Here is a 16,086-nt window from a genome sequence, read left to right on the forward strand (position 1 = left end):
TCGATGCTGCTCGCCGTCCCGGTCGCGCTGCTCGCCGGCCTCGTCTCGTTCGCGTCGCCGTGCGTCCTGCCGCTCGTGCCCGGGTACCTCGGGTACCTCGGCGGCATGGCGGGCTCGACGTCGGCCGCGCCTCGCTCGGCCTCGGGTGCGTCGGCCGCCGCCCGGACCGGTGGCGGCACCGCGACCGCCGTCCGCACCGCGCCCGCCCGCAGCCGCGTGCTCGCGGGCGTCGCGCTGTTCGTCGCCGGCTTCACAGCGGTGTTCGTCGTCTACGGCGTGCTCGCCGGGTCGCTCGGCAGCGCGCTGCACCGCTGGCAGGACCCCGTCACGCGGGTGCTCGGCGTCGTCGTCATCCTCATGGGTCTGGCGTTCCTCGGGCTCGTGCCGTTCCTGCAGAACGAGCGCCGCCTGCACCTCGCGCCGCGCGCCGGGCTGTGGGGCGCGCCGCTGCTGGGCGTGACGTTCGGGTTCGGCTGGACGCCGTGCATCGGCCCGACGCTCGCGGCGATCCTCACGCTGTCGCTCGGCGACGGCTCCGCGCTGCGCGGCGGGCTGCTCGCCGTCGCGTTCTGCGTGGGCCTCGGCCTGCCGTTCCTGCTCGTCGCGCTCGGCGTCGAGAGCAGCACGCGGATGCTCGGGTTCCTGCGCCGGCACCGGCTCGCGATGATGCGGCTCGGCGGTGCGATGCTCGTCGTGCTCGGCCTCGCGCTCGTGACCGGCGTCTGGGCCGAGTGGGCGTCGTGGCTGCAGGGCCGGCTGACCGGCACCGACGGATTCGTGCCGGTGGTGTGACGTGAGCGCCTACCGCCCCGACGGGCTCGACGACGTCTTCACCGGCACCCTCACCGAGGACCAGCCGTCGCCCGCTCCCGCGCAGCTGCCGTCGATCGGGTTCACGGGCTGGCTGCGGTGGGCGTGGCGGCAGCTCACGAGCATGCGCGTGGCGCTCCTGCTGCTCATGCTGCTGGCCGTCGCCGCCGTCCCCGGCACCGTGTGGCCGCAGCGCGTGCAGAGCCCGGAGAAGGTCGCCGCCTACCTCGTCGACCACCCGACGCTCGGCCCCTGGCTCGAGCGGCTCGGGTTCTTCGGCGTGTACTCGTCGATCTGGTTCTCCGCGATCTACCTGCTGCTGTTCGTCTCGCTCGTCGGGTGCATCCTGCCGCGCACGGCCGTGCACCTGCGCGGCGTGCGGGGGCGCCCGCCGCGCACACCCCGCCGGTTCGGCCGGTTCCCCGCGCAGGGGCAGGGCACCGCGGACGACGAGCCGCGCGTGGTCGTCGAGCGCGCGGTGACGGTGCTGCGCCGCGGGTCCCGGTGGCTGCCGTTCTGGCCGACGTACCGCGTGGACACCCGCGACGAGGGCGGCGGCACCTGGTCGGTCTCGGCCGAGCGCGGCTACCTGCGCGAGACGGGCAACCTGCTGTTCCACCTCGCGCTCGTCGGCCTGCTCGTGTCCGTCGCGACCGGGCAGCTGCTGCACTACCGGGGACAGGCGATCGTGGTCCAGGGGCGCGGGTTCGCGAACGCCCAGGTGGACTACGACACGTTCGAGCAGGGCACCGCGTTCCGTCCGTCGTCGCTCGTGCCGTTCACGCTGCGGCTCGACGACTTCGAGGCCGCGTTCGACCCGGACACGCTGCAGTCCCGCGACTTCACCGCCCACGTCACGCTCACGGAGCCCGGCTCGGACCCCGAGCCCCGCACGATCAAGGTCAACCACCCGCTCGACGCGGGCGGCGCGAAGGTCTACCTCCAGGGCAACGGGTACGCGCCCGACCTCACCGTCCGCGACAAGGCCGGCGAGGTGGCCTACGCGGGTCCCGTGCCGTTCCTGCCGCAGGACGAGGTGTACACGTCACGCGGCGTGGTCAAGGTGCCCGACGTGTCCGGCGACCAGCCGCAGGTCGGGATCATCGGCTACCTGCTGCCCACCGCCCAGGAGGTCGGCGACGGCCTGTGGCGGTCCGTGAACCCGCAGCCCGACGACCCGCTGCTCGTGCTGTCCGTGTGGTCCGGCAACCTCGGCCTCGACACCGGCGTGCCGCAGAACGTGTACCAGCTCGACGAGTCGCGGCTCACGCAGTCGGTCGACGCCGACGACAAGCCGGTCACGCTCTACGTGCGGCCCGGCGAGACCGTGCAGCTGCCCGACGACCTCGGCAGCCTCACGTTCGAGGGGCTGCCCCGGTACGTCGCGCTGGACCTGCGGCACGACCCGGCGCTGCCGTTCGTGCTCGTGTTCGCGCTCACCGCGTTCGCGGGCCTGGCCGCGTCCCTGTTCGCACCCCGCCGGCGCCTGTGGCTGCGGGCTGCGCCCGGCGTCGACGGTCCTACAGTGGTGACCGCCGCCGGGCTCGCCCGGGGCGACGACGTCGGCCTGCAGCCCGAGCTCGACCGGGTGCTGCGTGCGACGCTCGGCACGACCACCGCGGACGACATCCCCGACCGCACCCCCGCCACCCCGCCCGCCGCCACGTCCGACAGCACTCCCGACAGCACCCGAGAGAGCACGCCATGAACACCGGTGACCTCAGCACCCTGCTCGTGTGGGGCGCCATGACCGCGCTCACGATCGCGCTCGTCGCGTACGCCGTCGACCTCGCGGCCATCGCCGAGCGCGCCCAGCGCCGGGTGCCCGCGAAGGCGTCGGCCGGGGCCGGAGGCGGGACGACGACGGCGGTCGCGACACCGCCCGGCGGGACGTCGGCGGTCGGCGACGGGCGGTCGCTGCGGGCCGAGGGCATCGCGCGGACCACCACGTACGTCGGCATCGTGCTGCTGCTCGGCGCCGTCGTCACCCGCGGCCTCGCCGCCGGACGCTGGCCCACCGCGAACATGTACGAGTTCACCGTCGTCGGCGTGCTCGTCGCGACGACGGTCCTCGCGATCGTGCAGCGCCGCCGCGTCATCGCGTTCGTCGGCGTGCTCGTGCTCGGCATCGCGGTCCTCGCGCTCGCGCTCGGGCTGCTCGTGTTCTTCGTGCAGGCCGACGCCGTGCAGCCCGCCCTGCAGAGCTACTGGCTCGTCCTGCACGTCGGCGTCGCGATCACCGCGACGGGCGTGTTCACCGTGGCGTTCGCCGCGTCGGTGCTGCAGGTCCTGCAGGACGTGCGCGAGGTCGGCCCCCGCCCCGCCGACGAGGCCGCCCGCCGTACCGACGGCCTGCGCCGCTGGGTCACCGGCCCGCGGTTCGGCTGGCTGCAGCAGGTGCCGTCCGCGCGCGAGCTCGAGGCGCAGGCGTTCCGGCTCAACGCCATCGGCTTCGTGCTGTGGACGTTCACCCTCATCGGCGGCGCCATCTGGGCCGAGCACGCGTGGGGCCGGTACTGGGGCTGGGACCCCAAGGAGGTCGGCACGTTCGTCGCGTGGGTCGTGTACGCGGCCTACCTGCACGCGCGCACGACCCGCGGCTGGAGCGGGCGCAAGGCCGCCTACTTCGTGTTCGTCGGGTACGCCGTGGTGCTCGCGAACTTCTCGGTCGTCAACCTGTTCGTCACCGGGAAGCACTCCTACTCGGGCCTGTGACGCACCCCGCCCGCTGACCTCCGGTCACGTCGGCCCGGTCGGGCCTGTCCGGTCGCGCCTGCCCGGTCAGACCTGCCTGGTCAGGCCTGGGGCGAGTCCCCGTCGGACGGCCCGGCCTCGCGCCGCCGCCGCTCCTGGTCGAGCCGGCGCAGGAAGTCCGGGTCGTCGTCGGGCGCCACCGGACCCTGCCGCCGGCGCACCACGGGCCGCCCGCCGGCACCGCGGGACGACGCGCCGCCGTCCGCCGCCGACCGGCGCAGCCGGCTGATCGCGAGCCACGCGACCGACCCGAACAGCGGCACCAGGAGCACCAGCAGCGCCCACAGCACGCGGGGGGCACCCAGACGCTCGTCGTCGTCGCTGCGGGCGATGTCGATCAGGCTGTAGATCAGGAGCCCGACGATCAGCAGCACACCCACGTTCCGCATCCGTCCAGCCTAGGCGTGCTCGGGCCGGACCGCGCCGGACCGGACCTACCCTGGTGACGTGCCCCTCCTGATCTACTCGGTCCTGCGCCTCGCCCTGTTCGCCGCCTGCGTGGGCCTGCTGTGGTGGGCGGGCATGCGCTCGTGGCTCGTCGTGGTCGTCGCGGCACTGGTCGCCTGGGCCCTGTCGTACGTGCTGCTGCGCGGTCCGCGCGACGCGGCGGCGCGGCAGCTCGCGGACCGGGCGGAGCGGCGCCGCGTCCTGGGGGACCGGGAGCGGTTCGGGGTCCGCGCGCAGGAGGACGCCGACCTCGAGGACGCCGCGGACGAGGCGGCCCGGCAGGACCCCGGCACCGCCTGAGCCCTCGCCCGCGGGGCGGTCCTCGTCAGAGGGCGAGGCCCAGCCCGAGCAGGACGCCGAACCCGAGCTCGAGCATCCCCGTGCCGGCCAGCACCGGCACCAGCGCGGGCCCGCGCGCGCCGAGCTGCACGACGACGACGAGCACGAGCGCCGGCGCGAGCAGCACCGTCACGAGCAGGCACCACGGCGCGGCGACCGCGCACACCATCCCGAGCAGGATCGGCACGAGCACGAACGCGCCGTACAGCCGCCGTGCGCGGTGCTCCCCGAGCCGCACGGCGAGCGTCCGCTTGCCGACGAGAGCGTCGGTCGGCACGTCGCGCAGGTTGTTGACCATGAGCAGCGCGCACGCGAGCAGGCCCACGGCCACGGCCCCGACCCACGCCGGCCAGGACAGGCGGCCCGCCTGCGTGTACGTCGTGCCGAGCACCGCCACGAGGCCGAAGAACACGAACACACCGACCTCGCCGAGGCCGCGGTACCCGTAGGGGCTGCGTCCGCCCGTGTACGTCCACGCGGCGCCGATCGCCGCGGCACCCACGAGGAGCAGCCACCACTGCGCGGACAGCACGACGAGCCACAGCCCGAGCAGCGCCGCCAGCCCGAACATCGCGAACGCGGCGCCCTTGACCGCTCCCGGCCGGGCCGTGCCGGAGGCCGTCAGCCGCATCGGCCCGACCCGGTCGGCGTCCGTGCCGCGGATGCCGTCGGAGTAGTCGTTGGCGTAGTTGACGCCGATCTGCAGCGCGAACGCGACACCCAGGGCGAGGGCGGCGCGCCCGAGCATCGCGGAGTCGAGCTGGGCCGCGGCGCCCGTGCCGACGAGCACCGGTGCTGCTGCCGCGGGCAGGGTGCGGGGTCGCGCACCGGCCACCCACTCGCTGGCTGTCGTCACGCCTGGCTCCTCTCGGGGGTGGGCGCCCCGGGCGCCCGGTGGGTCGTCGTGGTGTCGCTGGTCGCGCTGGTCGCGTCGGCCGCGAGCCGCCCGACGGCGCGGCGGTCGGTCTTGCCGGGGCCCCGCAGGGGCAGGGACGGGACGACGACGACCGCTCGCGGGGCGCTCGCCGGGCCGACCCGGTCGGTCACGAGCCCGCGCACGTCGTCGAGCGCGGGCGCCGCGGCACCGGGACGCAGCACGAGGACGGCGACCACCCGCTGCCCCCACTCGGCGTCCGGCACGCCCACGACGCACGCCTCGGCGACGCCGGGCAGCTCCGCGAGCACCGCCTCGACGGGCGCGGGTGCGACGTTCGCGCCGCCGGACACGATCACGTCGTCGGCGCGGCCGAGCACGGTGAGCACGCCGTCGTCGAGGCGGCCGAGGTCCTGCGTGCGCAGCACGCGAGGGTCGCCGGTGAAGGTGACGGCGTCCAGGTCGGGCCGGCCGAGGTAGCCGTCGGCGAGCACGGCGCCGCCGAGGAGCACCCGGCCGTCGTCGTCGAGCGCGACCTGCACGCCGTCGAGCGCGCGACTGTCGTACACGCACCCGCCGGACGTCTCGGTCATGCCGTACGTGGTGACGAGCCGCACGTCCTGCTCCCGGGCGCGTGCGAGCAGCGCGGGTGCGGTGGCGGCGCCGCCCACCAGCACCGCGTCGTACCGTCGCAGCGCGTCGCGGCCCGCGGGGTCGTCGAGGAGGCGGACGAGCTGCGTCGGCACGAGCGAGGTGTACCGGGGCAGGTCGTCCGGCAGGGTGCCCGTCGCGGCGACGAACGCGGGCGGGCGGAACGGGCCCGCGGCCAGCACCGCGGGCGTGGTCCCGGCGAGCACCGACCGCACCAGCACCTGCAGGCCGGCGACGTGGTGCGCGGGCAGGGCGAGGACCCACCGGCCCGGCCCGGACAGCCGGCGCTCGGTGGCCCCGGCCGAGGCCCGCAGCGCGTCCGCCGACAGCAGGACGTCGCGGGGCTCACCCGTCGACCCGGACGTCGGGACCACGACCGCCACCGACCTCGGCACGAGCGGACCGGGAGCACCGGCGCCCGAGGTGCCGGCGGGGCCGCGGTCCTCGACGGGCCGTAGGGCGGGCCCGGTGCCGTCGAGCGCCCCGCGCAGCGCCGCCAGCAGGGCGTCCGGCCGGGCCGGGACGTCGCGCAGGGGGCGTTTCACCCGCCCAGCGTAGGTGCAGCCCAGGCCTGCCTCGGCAAGCCGCACCCCCGCGACGGGGCGCCGGGCTGCCCGGAAGTCGGCCACGCGCCCCGTAGAGTGACGCGCGGTCCGACCTCGAAGGAGTCCGCTGTGCCCTCTGCCCCGACCGGCGCGTCCGCGCGTCTGCTCGTCGCCGCACTGACGTCCGCCGCCGTCCTGGCGCTCGCCGCGTGCGGTGGCGAGGCGAGCGCCCAGCCCACGGTGCCGGCGCCCGTCACCGAGGCTCCCGTGATCGAGGCCGCGAAGGCCGCGCCGCCCACGCCGGTCGTGCCGCCGCGCTGGCCGCTCACGGGCGTCGCCGCCGCCGGCGAGGTCCCGGTGCGTCCCGCGCTCGCGGTGAAGATCGAGAACTCGGGCGAGGCCCGTCCGCAGACCGGGCTCGAGCAGGCCGACGTGGTGTGGGAGGAGGTCGTCGAGGGGGGCATCACCCGGTTCGTGGCGGTGTTCCACTCGCAGGTGCCCGCCGAGATCGGCCCGATCCGCTCGGTACGGCCCATGGACCCCGCGATCGCCTCGCCGCTGCACGGCCTGATCGCCTTCTCGGGCGGGCAGCCCGGGTTCGTCCAGGCGCTGTCCGCGTCGGGCCTCCAGATCCTCAGCCAGGACAAGGGCGCCGCCGGGTTCTTCCGCAAGAAGGGCGTCGCGCCCGCGCCGCACAACGTCTACGGCACGCCGGAGACGATGTGGGGGCAGGCCGACGGTGCGCACAGCGCCGCCCCGCCCACCCAGTTCACGGTCGCGCGGCAGGCGGGCCAGGCGACCGCGACGCTGTCCGGGACCCCGGCCACGTCCGTGGACATCACGATGTCCGGCTACTCCCACCCGCAGTGGGCGTGGGACGCCGCCTCGGGGACGTGGCTGCGGTCGGAGGGCGCGAAGCCCGCGACCGCCCGGTCCGGCGCCCGCCTGGCGGCGACGAACGTCGTGGCGCTGAGCGTCCGGCTCGTCAACTCGGGCACCACGGACCCTGCGGGCAACCCGGTGCCGGAGACCGTGCTCGACGGCTCGGGCGACGGGCTCGTCGCCACGGGCGGCAAGACGGTGGCCGTCCGGTGGTCGAAGGCCGTGCAGGACGCCCCCGTCGTGCTCACGACCGTCGGCGGCGCCCCGGTGTCGCTCGCGGCCGGGACCACGTGGGTCGAGCTCGTCCCCGGCTCCAGCGGGAGCGTCACGCCGCGCTGACGGCCGACCCGCCGTGGCCGGCCGTCCACCACCGGCGGGACCCGCGCATGGCACCCTGGTCGCGTCGGGACGACGAGCGGGGAGCTGACATGACGCGACGGACCGGGTTCGCAGACGTCCGGGACGGACGGCGGGCCCCCGTGGCGCGCGCCGCCCGGAGGGCGACGTGGGGGCTCGTCGCCGGCACCGTCCTCGCCCTGGCCGCGTGCTCGTCGGGCGGCTCCGCCCAGCCGGCCCCCACCGACGTCACCGCGCGCGCCTCCACCGACGTCGACAAGTCCGGAGCACCCGCCCCGGTCGTCCCGCCCACGTGGCCGCTCACGGGCGTCGCCGGTGAGCCCGCGGCCCGGGCCGCGCTCGCGGTGAAGATCGAGAACACCGCCGTCGCCCGCCCGCAGACCGGGCTGGAGCAGACGGACGTGGTGTGGGAGACGATCGTCGAGTTCGACGTGTCGCGGTTCATCGCCGTGTTCCACTCCCAGGTGCCCGCCGAGGTCGGGCCGATCCGGTCGGTCCGGCCGATGGACCCGGTCATCCTCGCGCCGATGCACGGGCTGCTCGCGTTCTCGGGCGGTCAGCCGGGCATCCTCGCGCTGGTCCAGGCGAGCGGCGTGCAGATGATCAGCCACGACGCGGGTGCGCCTGGCATGTACCGGACGAAGGACCGTGCGGCCCCGCACAACGTGTACGGCACCCCGCAGACGTTCTGGGACCAGGCCGACGCCGACCACCAGGCCGCCCCGGGCGAGCAGTTCCTGTTCGCCCGCTCCGCCGACCAGGCCGCGGCGGCCGTGGCGGGCACGCCCGCCGGCACGCTGTCGTTCCACCTGTCGCCGGCGTCCAACCCCTCGTGGTCGTGGGACGCGGCGACCGGCACCTGGCTGCGGTCCGAGGGCACCGTCCCGGCGACGGCCCGCAGCGGCGCCCGCCTGTCGGCCGTGAACGTCGTGTCCATCACCGCGGACCACCCGAACACGGAGTTCGGGGCGCAGGGCGGCGCACCCGTGCCGACCTACACCCTCGTGGGGTCGGGCGACGGCGTGGTCGCGTCGGGTGGCCGGACGGTGGCGGTGCGTTGGCAGAAGGACTCGCAGGACGCCCCGATGCGGCTGCTCCTGCCGGACGGGCGCCCGGCGAACCTCGCGCCCGGGAACACCTGGGTCGAGCTCGTGCCCGCCGGGAGCGGGTCGCTGACGATCGGCTGACGCGCTCGGTGCGGTCGCGGTGGCGCCGTCCGTCACGGTGTCCCGGCCGCGCCCTGGGTCCGCCCCCGGGCTGACGGAGCCCGTCGCCGAGGGGACCTGCGGGATGACCCTCGGCCGTCAGGTCGAGACGAGCGGTCGACGCCCGGGCGGGGTGTGGCGGACGAGCCTGGGGGCATGACGACACCGGAGCACACCAGCACCCCGGCGGAGCACGACGTGCGCGCGCTCGGCGCGGTCGTGGCGGCCGCCGTGGTCCTCGTAGGTCTGCTGGTCGGCGTGGCCTGGCTGGCCGGCACGTTCGTCGACCTCGCGACCTGGGCGCTGGCCACGACCTGACGCGGGCGGGCCGGCGCCCGCCCGCCGTCAGTACGCGTACGGGAAGCCGGACCAGTCGGGGTCGCGGCGCTCGAGGAACGCGTCGCGCCCCTCGACGGCCTCGTCCGTCATGTACGCCAGGCGCGTGGCCTCGCCGGCGAACACCTGCTGGCCGGCGAGCCCGTCGTCCGCGAGGTTGAACGCGAACTTGAGCATGCGCACGGCCTGCGGCGACTTCGACGCGATGATCCGCGCGTACTCGAGCCCGGCCTCCTCGAGCTCGGCGTGCGCGACGACGTCGTTGACGGCACCCCACGCGTAGGCCTGCTCGGCGGAGTACTCGCGGGCGAGGAAGAAGATCTCGCGGGCCCGCTTCTGGCCGATCTGACGGGCGAGCAGGGCGGAGCCGTAGCCGCCGTCGAACGAGCCGACGTTCGCGTCGGTCTGCATGAACCGGGCGTGCTCGCGGCTCGCGATCGTCAGGTCGGCGACGACGTGCAGGGAGTGCCCGCCGCCCGCCGCCCACCCGTTGACGAGCGCGACGACGACCTTCGGCATGGTCCGCATGAGCCGTTGGACCTCGAGGATGTGCAGCCGGCCGGCGCGCGCCGGGTCGACGTGCGCGGCGGTGTCGCCGTCGGCGTACCGGTAGCCGTCGCGGCCGCGGATGCGCTGGTCGCCGCCGGAGCAGAACGACCACACGCCGTCCTTGGGGGAGGGGCCGTTGCCGGTGAGCAGCACGGTGCCGACGTCGGAGCTGGTGCGGGCGTGGTCGAGGACGCGGTAGAGCTCGTCGACGGTGTGCGGGCGGAACGCGTTGCGGACCTCCGGCCGGTCGAACGCGACGCGGACGGCGGGCAGGTCGCGCTCGGCCTCGCCGGACGACGCGCCGCTGCGGTCGACCGCCCGGTGGTAGGTGAGGTCGGTGAGGTCCTCGAAGCCGTCGACGATGCGCCAGCGGTTCGGGTCGAAGGTGTCGGAGACGGTGTCGGGCAGTGCGCTCACGGCCGTCACCCTACGCGGCTCCGAGTTTCTGGTACGCTCGTACCAGAATTGGACGCGCGCGACGGCGGGAAGGCCACCCGGTGCGCGTCCACGACAGGCTCCCGTGACCACACCCGGGACTCGTCGGCTCGGCACGGAGGTCTCCCATGGCATGGCTCGTCCTCGTCCTGTCCGGCCTGCTCGAGGCGGGATGGGCGCTCGCCCTCAAGTCCTCGGACGGCTTCACCAGGCTCGTCCCCACGGTGACGTTCGGCGTCCTGCTCGTGCTCAGCATGGGCGGGCTCGCCTACGCGCTGCGCTCGCTGCCCGTCGGCACCGGCTACGCCGTGTGGGTCGGCATCGGTGCCGTCACCACGGCCGTCCTCGCGATGATCTGGCTCGACGAGCCGGTCACCCTGCTGCGCATCGGCTCGATCGTGCTCATCCTCGCCGGCGTCGTCGGGCTCAACCTCTCCGGGTCGGGCCACTGATGACGGCCCGCCGTGCGCGCGGCGAGGCCCGGTCCGCCCAGGTGGTGCGCGCCGCCGCCGACCTGCTGCTGCTCGGCGGTCCGGGCGCGGTGAGCCACCGGGCCGTCGCCGCCCGCGCGGGCGTGCCGCTCGCCGCCACGACCTACTACTTCGACCGGCTCGACGACCTGGTGCGCGCGGCAGCCCTGCTGCTCGCCGACGAGTCGGCCGCGCACGCCGAGCGCGTCGCCGAGCTCGCGCAGCCGGGCGACGACGTGGTCGCCACGGTCGTCGACGCGGTGCTGCCGAACGGGGGCGACGTGTCCGTGCGCGCGGTGTACGAGCACCTCGTGTCCGCCGGACGCACGCCCACCGTCGCCGGCGCCTACGCCGCCGGGCGCACCCGGCTGGACGCCGCCGTCGCCGCTCTGCTGCGGATCGCGGGCAGCCCCGTCCCGCCGGCGCTGGCCATCGCGGTCGTCGACGGCGCCGTCGTCGCGGCCCTGTCCGAGGGGCACGACGTCCGCGACCACGCCCGCGCGCTCCTGGCCCCGGTCCTCACGCCGAGCCCGCCGACGCCCGCCTGACGCCGCCGAGAACGTGACGCCGAGGTGAGAACGGCACTCTGACGTGCCGTCCTCACCCCGAAGTGCCGTTCTCGGGCATCGGTCCACGCCGCCTAGCCTGAGCGGGTGCGACCCGAGCTGCTCACCTACGCCGTCCCGCTGCGCACGCGCTTCCGCGGGCTGACCGTGCGGGACGGCGCCCTGGTCCGGGGCGACGCCGGCTGGGGCGAGTTCAGCCCGTTCTGGGACTACGACGCCGCCGAGTCCGCCTCCTGGTGGGACGCCGCGCGCGAGGCCGCCGACGAGGGGTGGCCCGCCCCCGTCCGCGACCGTGTGCCGGTCAACGTCACCGTCCCCGCCGTCGACGCCGCCACCGCGCACCGCATCGTCACCGCCTCCGGCGGCTGCCGCACCGCGAAGGTCAAGGTCGCCGAGCCCGGGCAGAGCGTCGGCGACGAGGTCGCGCGCCTCGAGGCGGTGCGCGACGCGCTCGGCAAGGACGGTGCGATCCGCGTCGACGCCAACGCCGCGTGGGACGTGGACACCGCCGCCGGCCGGCTGGCGCTGCTGGACCGGGCGGCGGGCGGTCTCGAGTACGCCGAGCAGCCCGTGCCGACGGTCGCCGACCTCGCCGCGCTGCGCCGCCGCACCAGCGTGCCGATCGCCGCCGACGAGTCCGTGCGCCGGGCCGAGGACCCGCTCGCTGTCGTGCGCGCGCACGCCGCCGACGTCGTCGTGCTCAAGGTGCAGCCCCTCGGCGGCGTGCGCGCGTGCCTCCGGCTCGCGGAGCAGGTCGGCGTCCCGGTCGTGGTGTCGTCGGCGCTCGAGTCGTCGGTCGGACTCGCCGCCGGCGTCGCGCTCGCGGCCGCCCTGCCGGAGCTGCCGTACGCGTGCGGGCTCGCGACGGCGCAGCTGTTCACCGCCGACCTCGTGGCCGACCCGCTGCTGCCCGTCGACGGCGCGCTCGAGGTGCGCCGGCCGGAGCCCGACCCCGCCCTGCTCGCCGCGCACGCGGCACCCGCGGAGCTCGCGCGCAGGTGGGAGCGGCGGCGCGACGAGGTCCTCGCGGTGCTCGCGTCGCGGCGGACCGCCGTGCCTCGGGCATGATGGCGCACGTGACGACGACGCCCGACCCCGCCCAGCCGTCGGGGCAGGCACCGTCCGTGACCGCCGCCCGCGTCCTCGTGCAGGCCCTCGCGACGCTCGGCGTCCAGGACGTCGTCCTCGCCCCCGGGTCGCGCAGCGCACCCCTCGCGTACGCGCTCGCCGAGGCCTCCCGCCCGGACGGCAGCCGAGCGGAAGGCGCTCCCGCCCTGCGCCTGCACGTGCGCGTCGACGAGCGGTCCGCGGGGTTCCTCGCGCTCGGGCTCGCCCGGGCGAGCGCCCACGTCGGCGACGCGCCGGGTGCCGCCCGGCCCGTCGCCGTCGTCACGACGTCGGGGACGGCCGTCGCGAACCTGCACCCGGCCGTGCTCGAGGCGCACCACAGTGGGATCCCGCTGCTCCTGCTCACCGCGGACCGCCCCCACGAGCTGCGGGGGACCGGCGCGAACCAGACCACCGACCAGCCCGGCCTGTTCGGCACGTCCGTCCGGCTCGCGGTCGACGTCCCGGCACCGGTCGGCCTGCCCGACGAGGCCCGCGACGTGCGCAGGCTCGCCGCGCGTGCGGTCGCCGCCGCCACGGGCGCCCGCACGGGCGACCCCGGCCCGGTGCACCTCAACCTCGCGTTCCGTGAGCCGCTCGTGCCGGGCGACGGGCCGTGGCCGCCCGCCGGCACGGCCGGCCTCTCGCACGTCCACGGTCGCGGCCTGCCGCCCGGGGGGCCTGCCACGGGCGCGCTGCCGGCGCTCCTCGAGCCGCCCCGTGCCACGGGCGCCGACGACTCGACGGCACCGACCCGCACGCGCCGCCGCGGCGTGCCGACCGTGCTCGTCGCGGGCGACGGTGCCAGCCCGTGGGCCCGCCGGCTCGCGGAGGTCAACGGCTGGCCGCTGCTCGCCGAGCCGTCCTCCGGGGTCCGTGGTGGGACGCATGCGCTCGCGGCCTACCGTCTGCTCCTCGCCGACGAGCGTCTCGGCGGCGCGGTCCGGCGCGTCGTGGTCGCGGGCCGGCCCACCCTGTCCCGCCCGGTGCAGCGGCTGCTCGGGCGGCCGGACGTCGAGGTCGTCGTCCTCGCCCCCCGCGGGGGCGACTGGCCGGACGCGGCCCGGAACGCCGCCGAGGTGCTGCTCGACGTGCCGCCGCGGATGCGTCAGGGCCGGATGGGCGCGCCGGACGGGTGGCTCGAGACCTGGCAGGCCGCCGACGCCGCGGCGTCCACCGCGATCGACGACGTGCTCGACGCCGGGGAGCACGGCCCCCGGTCGCGCAGCGGCCCCCGCGTGACGGGGCCGGCGCTCGCCCGTGCCGTCGCCCGGGTGAGCCTCCCGACGGACGCGCTCGTCGTCGGCTCGTCGAACCCGGTGCGTGACCTGGACCTGACGGCCCGGTGGGCCACCCCGCCGCTGGTCCTCGCGAACCGCGGGCTGGCCGGGATCGACGGCACGGTGTCGACGGCTGCGGGCGTCGCGCTCGGGCTCCCGCACCGGCGGGTCCGTGCGCTGCTCGGCGACCTCACGTTCCTGCACGACGTCGGCGGGCTCCTGCGCGGACCGCTCGAGCGCGCCGTGGACCTGCAGCTCGTCGTCGCGAACGACGACGGCGGGTCGATCTTCTCGACGCTCGAGCCCGGCGAGCCGTCGCGCTCCGACCACTTCGAGCGGGTGTTCGGGACGCCGCACGGCGTCGACCTCGCGGCGCTGTGCGCGGCGTACGGGGTGCGGCACACGCGGGTCGGTGACGTCGACGGACTCCTGCCCGCGCTCACGGCCACGGGTCCCGGCCTGAGCCTCGTCGAGGTGCGGGTCGACCGGGCGGGCCGTCGCGAGCTCGGCGAGCGGCTCCAGGCCGCCGTCGCGGTCGCGGTGGACGAGGCCCTGCCCTGACGGCACCCGCCGCCGCCCGCCGCCCCCGTGCGCAGGCCGGGCCCACCGGGTCCGTCCGGACTCATGCGGAACTCGCAGGAGATTCCCAGGTTCCCTGGAGGGTCCCTCCAGCGGGCTCGGCTGTGATGGTCGTCGACCAAGGAGGGCACCCACGATGACCAGCACCCCCGAGAACGGCCAGCACCCGCAGGCGGACCCGACGCAGCCGATCCCGCCCGTCGAGCCGACGCAGCCCCTGCCGGCCACCCCGGTCGAGGCGACGCAGCCGCTGCCGGCCACCCCGGTCGGCGCGACCCAGCCGCTCCCCGCGGCGGCCCCGGCCCTGCAGCAGGCTCCCCAGCAGCCCGCGGCGCAGCCGCACCCGGCGCCGCAGCCGCAGCCGCAGCAGCACGCGACCAACCCGTTCCAGCCGCCGCACGCCGCGGCGCCCGCCGACCAGCGTGCCGCCTACGAGGCCGCCCAGGAGGCGCAGCGCCGGGCCGCGTACGCCCAGTGGGCCGCCGGCCAGCACCAGGCCCAGCAGGCACAGCAGGCACAGCCGCACCCGCAGCCGGCACAGCCCGGCCACACCGGTGAGGCCTTCGGCCCGTACGCCGCCCCGGCCGCGACGCAGCCGCGCAAGCGCAGCATCTGGCTCCCCGTGACCGGCGCGGCCGCCGCCGCGGCGCTCCTCGCCGCCGGTCTCACCGCGGGCGTGACGCACGCGCTCGCCGACGGCGACACCGCGAGCGGCTCGCACCCCGCGTCGCTCGCGACGATCGGCCAGTCGTCGAACGACGCCGTCCCGGTGTCCGGGTCGACGAACGACAACCCCGACTGGGAGGCGGTCTCGAAGGCCGTGGCCCCGGCGGTCGTCGCGATCGAGGTCACGCTCGACCAGGGCGGCGCCCAGGGGTCGGGCGTCATCATCGACGACCAGGGCCACATCGTCACGAACAACCACGTGGTGGCCGGTGCGCAGGGTGACGTCCAGGTGACGCTCACCGACGGCCGCCTGTTCAAGGCCACCGTCGTCGGCACCGACCCGACCACGGACCTCGCGGTCATCAAGCTCACCGACCCGCCGGAGGGCCTCAAGCCGGCAGCGCTCGGCGACTCGACCAAGGTCGTCGTCGGCCAGCCCGTGATGGCGGTCGGCAACCCGCTCGGCCTGGCCAACACGGTCACCACCGGCATCGTCTCGGCGGTCGACCGTCCCGTGTCCACCACGGGCGAGGACGGCGGCGACGCCACCGTGACGAACGCGATCCAGATCGACGCCGCGGTGAACCCCGGCAACTCGGGCGGTCCGCTGTTCGACGCGCAGGGCCGGGTCATCGGCATCAACTCGTCGATCGCGACACTCTCCTCGGAGTCGGGCTCGATCGGCCTGGGCTTCGCGATCCCCGTCGACCTGGTGAAGAACATCGCGTCGCAGCTCGTCGACGACGGCTCGGCGGAGCACGCGTTCCTCGGCGTGAGCCTGTCCGACGGCACGGCGACGGCCGACGACGTGACGCGCCGCGGCGCGGTCGTCGAGGAGGTCACGGACGGCTCGCCCGCCGCGAAGGCCGGCCTGCAGGCCAAGGACGTGATCGTCGCGATCGACGGCAAGCCCGTCGGTGGCGCGGAGTCGCTCACGGCCTACGTCCGGGCGCTCGCGTCCGGCACGGACGCCACGCTGACGGTCGTCCGTGACGGCAAGGCGACGGACGTCGACGTGACGCTCGCCGTCAAGAAGGAGACCGCCCAGTCGGCCCCCCAGGGCCAGGGGCAGGACCAGCAGGGTCAGCAGGGCCAGGACGGCGGCCCGAGCGGCCTGCCGGGCGGCCTCGACCCCGAGCAGCTCTGGAAGTGGTACCAGGAGCAGGGCCAGGGCTGATCCCGACCCCCGACGACCGGCTGCCGCCCCGACGCGGCGGCCGGTCGCCGGGCACAG

The 16,086-nt window shown here is 76.3% G+C and carries 16 protein-coding genes; 12 read left to right on the plus strand and 4 right to left on the minus strand.

Annotated features, from left to right (window positions below; all coding sequences use genetic code 11):
* Positions 1-3: 3 nt before the first annotated feature.
* Genes Cch01nite_RS14680 through ccsB form a run of 3 tightly spaced genes read left to right on the plus strand, consistent with a single transcriptional unit; the run spans position 4 to position 3,525 of the window.
* Positions 4-792: a cytochrome c biogenesis CcdA family protein gene (locus Cch01nite_RS14680; RefSeq protein WP_203756894.1), complete on the plus strand. Its 789-nt coding sequence runs from the start codon at positions 4-6 to the stop codon at positions 790-792.
* A 1-nt stretch (position 793) separates the two neighbouring features.
* Positions 794-2,518, plus strand: coding sequence for a cytochrome c biogenesis protein ResB (gene resB, locus Cch01nite_RS14685; RefSeq protein WP_203756451.1), 1,725 nt, complete (start codon positions 794-796; stop codon positions 2,516-2,518).
* Entirely contained in the window at positions 2,515-3,525 is a 1,011-nt protein-coding gene (gene ccsB / locus Cch01nite_RS14690; protein ID WP_203756457.1) for a c-type cytochrome biogenesis protein CcsB, read from the plus strand. Before resB ends, ccsB begins: the two co-directional genes overlap by 4 nt.
* 80 nt (positions 3,526-3,605) lie before the next feature.
* On the opposite strand, the gene Cch01nite_RS14695 is transcribed toward ccsB, so the two are convergent.
* Complete coding sequence (locus Cch01nite_RS14695) at positions 3,606-3,953, minus strand: PLDc N-terminal domain-containing protein (protein WP_203756458.1); 348 nt, start codon at positions 3,951-3,953, stop codon at positions 3,606-3,608.
* 58 nt (positions 3,954-4,011) lie between these two features.
* Here Cch01nite_RS14695 and Cch01nite_RS14700 point away from each other — a divergent pair, with 58 nt between their 5' ends.
* Positions 4,012-4,311, plus strand: coding sequence for a DUF4229 domain-containing protein (locus Cch01nite_RS14700; RefSeq protein WP_203756459.1), 300 nt, complete (start codon positions 4,012-4,014; stop codon positions 4,309-4,311).
* 25 nt (positions 4,312-4,336) lie between these two features.
* Here the strand turns inward: Cch01nite_RS14700 and Cch01nite_RS14705 are convergent, their stop codons facing one another.
* Both Cch01nite_RS14705 and menE read right to left on the minus strand, forming a co-directional pair.
* Positions 4,337-5,206 carry a 1,4-dihydroxy-2-naphthoate polyprenyltransferase gene (locus Cch01nite_RS14705; RefSeq protein WP_203756470.1) on the minus strand — a complete coding sequence of 290 codons (870 nt, stop codon included), beginning with the start codon at positions 5,204-5,206 and terminating at the stop codon, positions 4,337-4,339.
* Complete coding sequence (menE, locus tag Cch01nite_RS14710; protein ID WP_203756478.1) at positions 5,203-6,420, minus strand: o-succinylbenzoate--CoA ligase; 1,218 nt, start codon at positions 6,418-6,420, stop codon at positions 5,203-5,205. The genes Cch01nite_RS14705 and menE overlap by 4 nt, the downstream gene beginning before the upstream one ends.
* Before the next feature lie 129 nt (positions 6,421-6,549).
* On the opposite strand from menE, the gene Cch01nite_RS14715 reads away from it, so the two are divergent.
* From Cch01nite_RS14715 to Cch01nite_RS14725, 3 genes are all read left to right on the plus strand, one after another.
* On the plus strand, positions 6,550-7,641 hold the full coding sequence (locus Cch01nite_RS14715) for a DUF3048 domain-containing protein (RefSeq protein ID WP_203756481.1): 1,092 nt from the start codon (positions 6,550-6,552) through the stop codon (positions 7,639-7,641).
* A gap of 89 nt (positions 7,642-7,730) precedes the next feature.
* Positions 7,731-8,846 carry a DUF3048 domain-containing protein gene (locus Cch01nite_RS14720; protein ID WP_203756483.1) on the plus strand — a complete coding sequence of 372 codons (1,116 nt, stop codon included), beginning with the start codon at positions 7,731-7,733 and terminating at the stop codon, positions 8,844-8,846.
* Between the two features lie 174 nt (positions 8,847-9,020).
* The gene (locus Cch01nite_RS14725) at positions 9,021-9,182 is read left to right on the plus strand and encodes a hypothetical protein (RefSeq protein ID WP_203756486.1); all 162 of its coding nucleotides are present in this window, start codon (positions 9,021-9,023) and stop codon (positions 9,180-9,182) included.
* Positions 9,183-9,209: 27 nt separating this feature from the next.
* Here Cch01nite_RS14725 and Cch01nite_RS14730 read toward each other — a convergent pair whose 3' ends face one another.
* Entirely contained in the window at positions 9,210-10,166 is a 957-nt protein-coding gene (locus tag Cch01nite_RS14730; RefSeq protein WP_239070609.1) for a 1,4-dihydroxy-2-naphthoyl-CoA synthase, read from the minus strand.
* A 146-nt stretch (positions 10,167-10,312) separates the two neighbouring features.
* Between Cch01nite_RS14730 and Cch01nite_RS14735 the strand changes: the two genes are divergently transcribed.
* The 5 genes from Cch01nite_RS14735 to Cch01nite_RS14755 all read left to right on the plus strand — a co-directional run bounded on the left by Cch01nite_RS14735 (position 10,313) and on the right by Cch01nite_RS14755 (position 16,029).
* Positions 10,313-10,636, plus strand: coding sequence for a DMT family transporter (locus Cch01nite_RS14735; RefSeq protein ID WP_203756490.1), 324 nt, complete (start codon positions 10,313-10,315; stop codon positions 10,634-10,636).
* Positions 10,636-11,202: a TetR/AcrR family transcriptional regulator gene (locus Cch01nite_RS14740; protein ID WP_203756492.1), complete on the plus strand. Its 567-nt coding sequence runs from the start codon at positions 10,636-10,638 to the stop codon at positions 11,200-11,202. The genes Cch01nite_RS14735 and Cch01nite_RS14740 overlap by 1 nt, the downstream gene beginning before the upstream one ends.
* A gap of 105 nt (positions 11,203-11,307) precedes the next feature.
* Positions 11,308-12,288: an o-succinylbenzoate synthase gene (locus Cch01nite_RS14745; protein WP_203756494.1), complete on the plus strand. Its 981-nt coding sequence runs from the start codon at positions 11,308-11,310 to the stop codon at positions 12,286-12,288.
* A complete protein-coding gene (gene menD, locus Cch01nite_RS14750) occupies positions 12,285-14,168 on the plus strand; it encodes a 2-succinyl-5-enolpyruvyl-6-hydroxy-3-cyclohexene-1-carboxylic-acid synthase (RefSeq protein ID WP_203756498.1) in 1,884 nt (627 codons plus the stop codon). The genes Cch01nite_RS14745 and menD overlap by 4 nt, the downstream gene beginning before the upstream one ends.
* Positions 14,169-14,322: 154 nt before the next feature.
* A complete protein-coding gene (locus tag Cch01nite_RS14755; protein ID WP_203756500.1) occupies positions 14,323-16,029 on the plus strand; it encodes a S1C family serine protease in 1,707 nt (568 codons plus the stop codon).
* The last annotated feature ends 57 nt before the right edge of the window (positions 16,030-16,086 follow it).

This window comes from Cellulomonas chitinilytica (genome assembly GCF_016862675.1).
GTDB lineage: Bacteria > Actinomycetota > Actinomycetes > Actinomycetales > Cellulomonadaceae > Cellulomonas > Cellulomonas chitinilytica.

Coding starts and splice junctions, on each gene's coding strand:
- Cch01nite_RS14680 (WP_203756894.1), top strand. CDS start 4: ATGCTGCTCGCCGTCCCGGTCGCGCTGCTCGCCGGCCTCGTCTCGTTC.
- ccsB (WP_203756457.1), top strand. CDS start 2,515: ATGAACACCGGTGACCTCAGCACCCTGCTCGTGTGGGGCGCCATGACC.
- Cch01nite_RS14695 (WP_203756458.1), bottom strand. CDS start 3,953: ATGCGGAACGTGGGTGTGCTGCTGATCGTCGGGCTCCTGATCTACAGC.
- Cch01nite_RS14720 (WP_203756483.1), top strand. CDS start 7,731: ATGACGCGACGGACCGGGTTCGCAGACGTCCGGGACGGACGGCGGGCC.
- Cch01nite_RS14725 (WP_203756486.1), top strand. CDS start 9,021: ATGACGACACCGGAGCACACCAGCACCCCGGCGGAGCACGACGTGCGC.
- Cch01nite_RS14735 (WP_203756490.1), top strand. CDS start 10,313: ATGGCATGGCTCGTCCTCGTCCTGTCCGGCCTGCTCGAGGCGGGATGG.
- Cch01nite_RS14740 (WP_203756492.1), top strand. CDS start 10,636: ATGACGGCCCGCCGTGCGCGCGGCGAGGCCCGGTCCGCCCAGGTGGTG.
- menD (WP_203756498.1), top strand. CDS start 12,285: ATGATGGCGCACGTGACGACGACGCCCGACCCCGCCCAGCCGTCGGGG.
- Cch01nite_RS14755 (WP_203756500.1), top strand. CDS start 14,323: ATGACCAGCACCCCCGAGAACGGCCAGCACCCGCAGGCGGACCCGACG.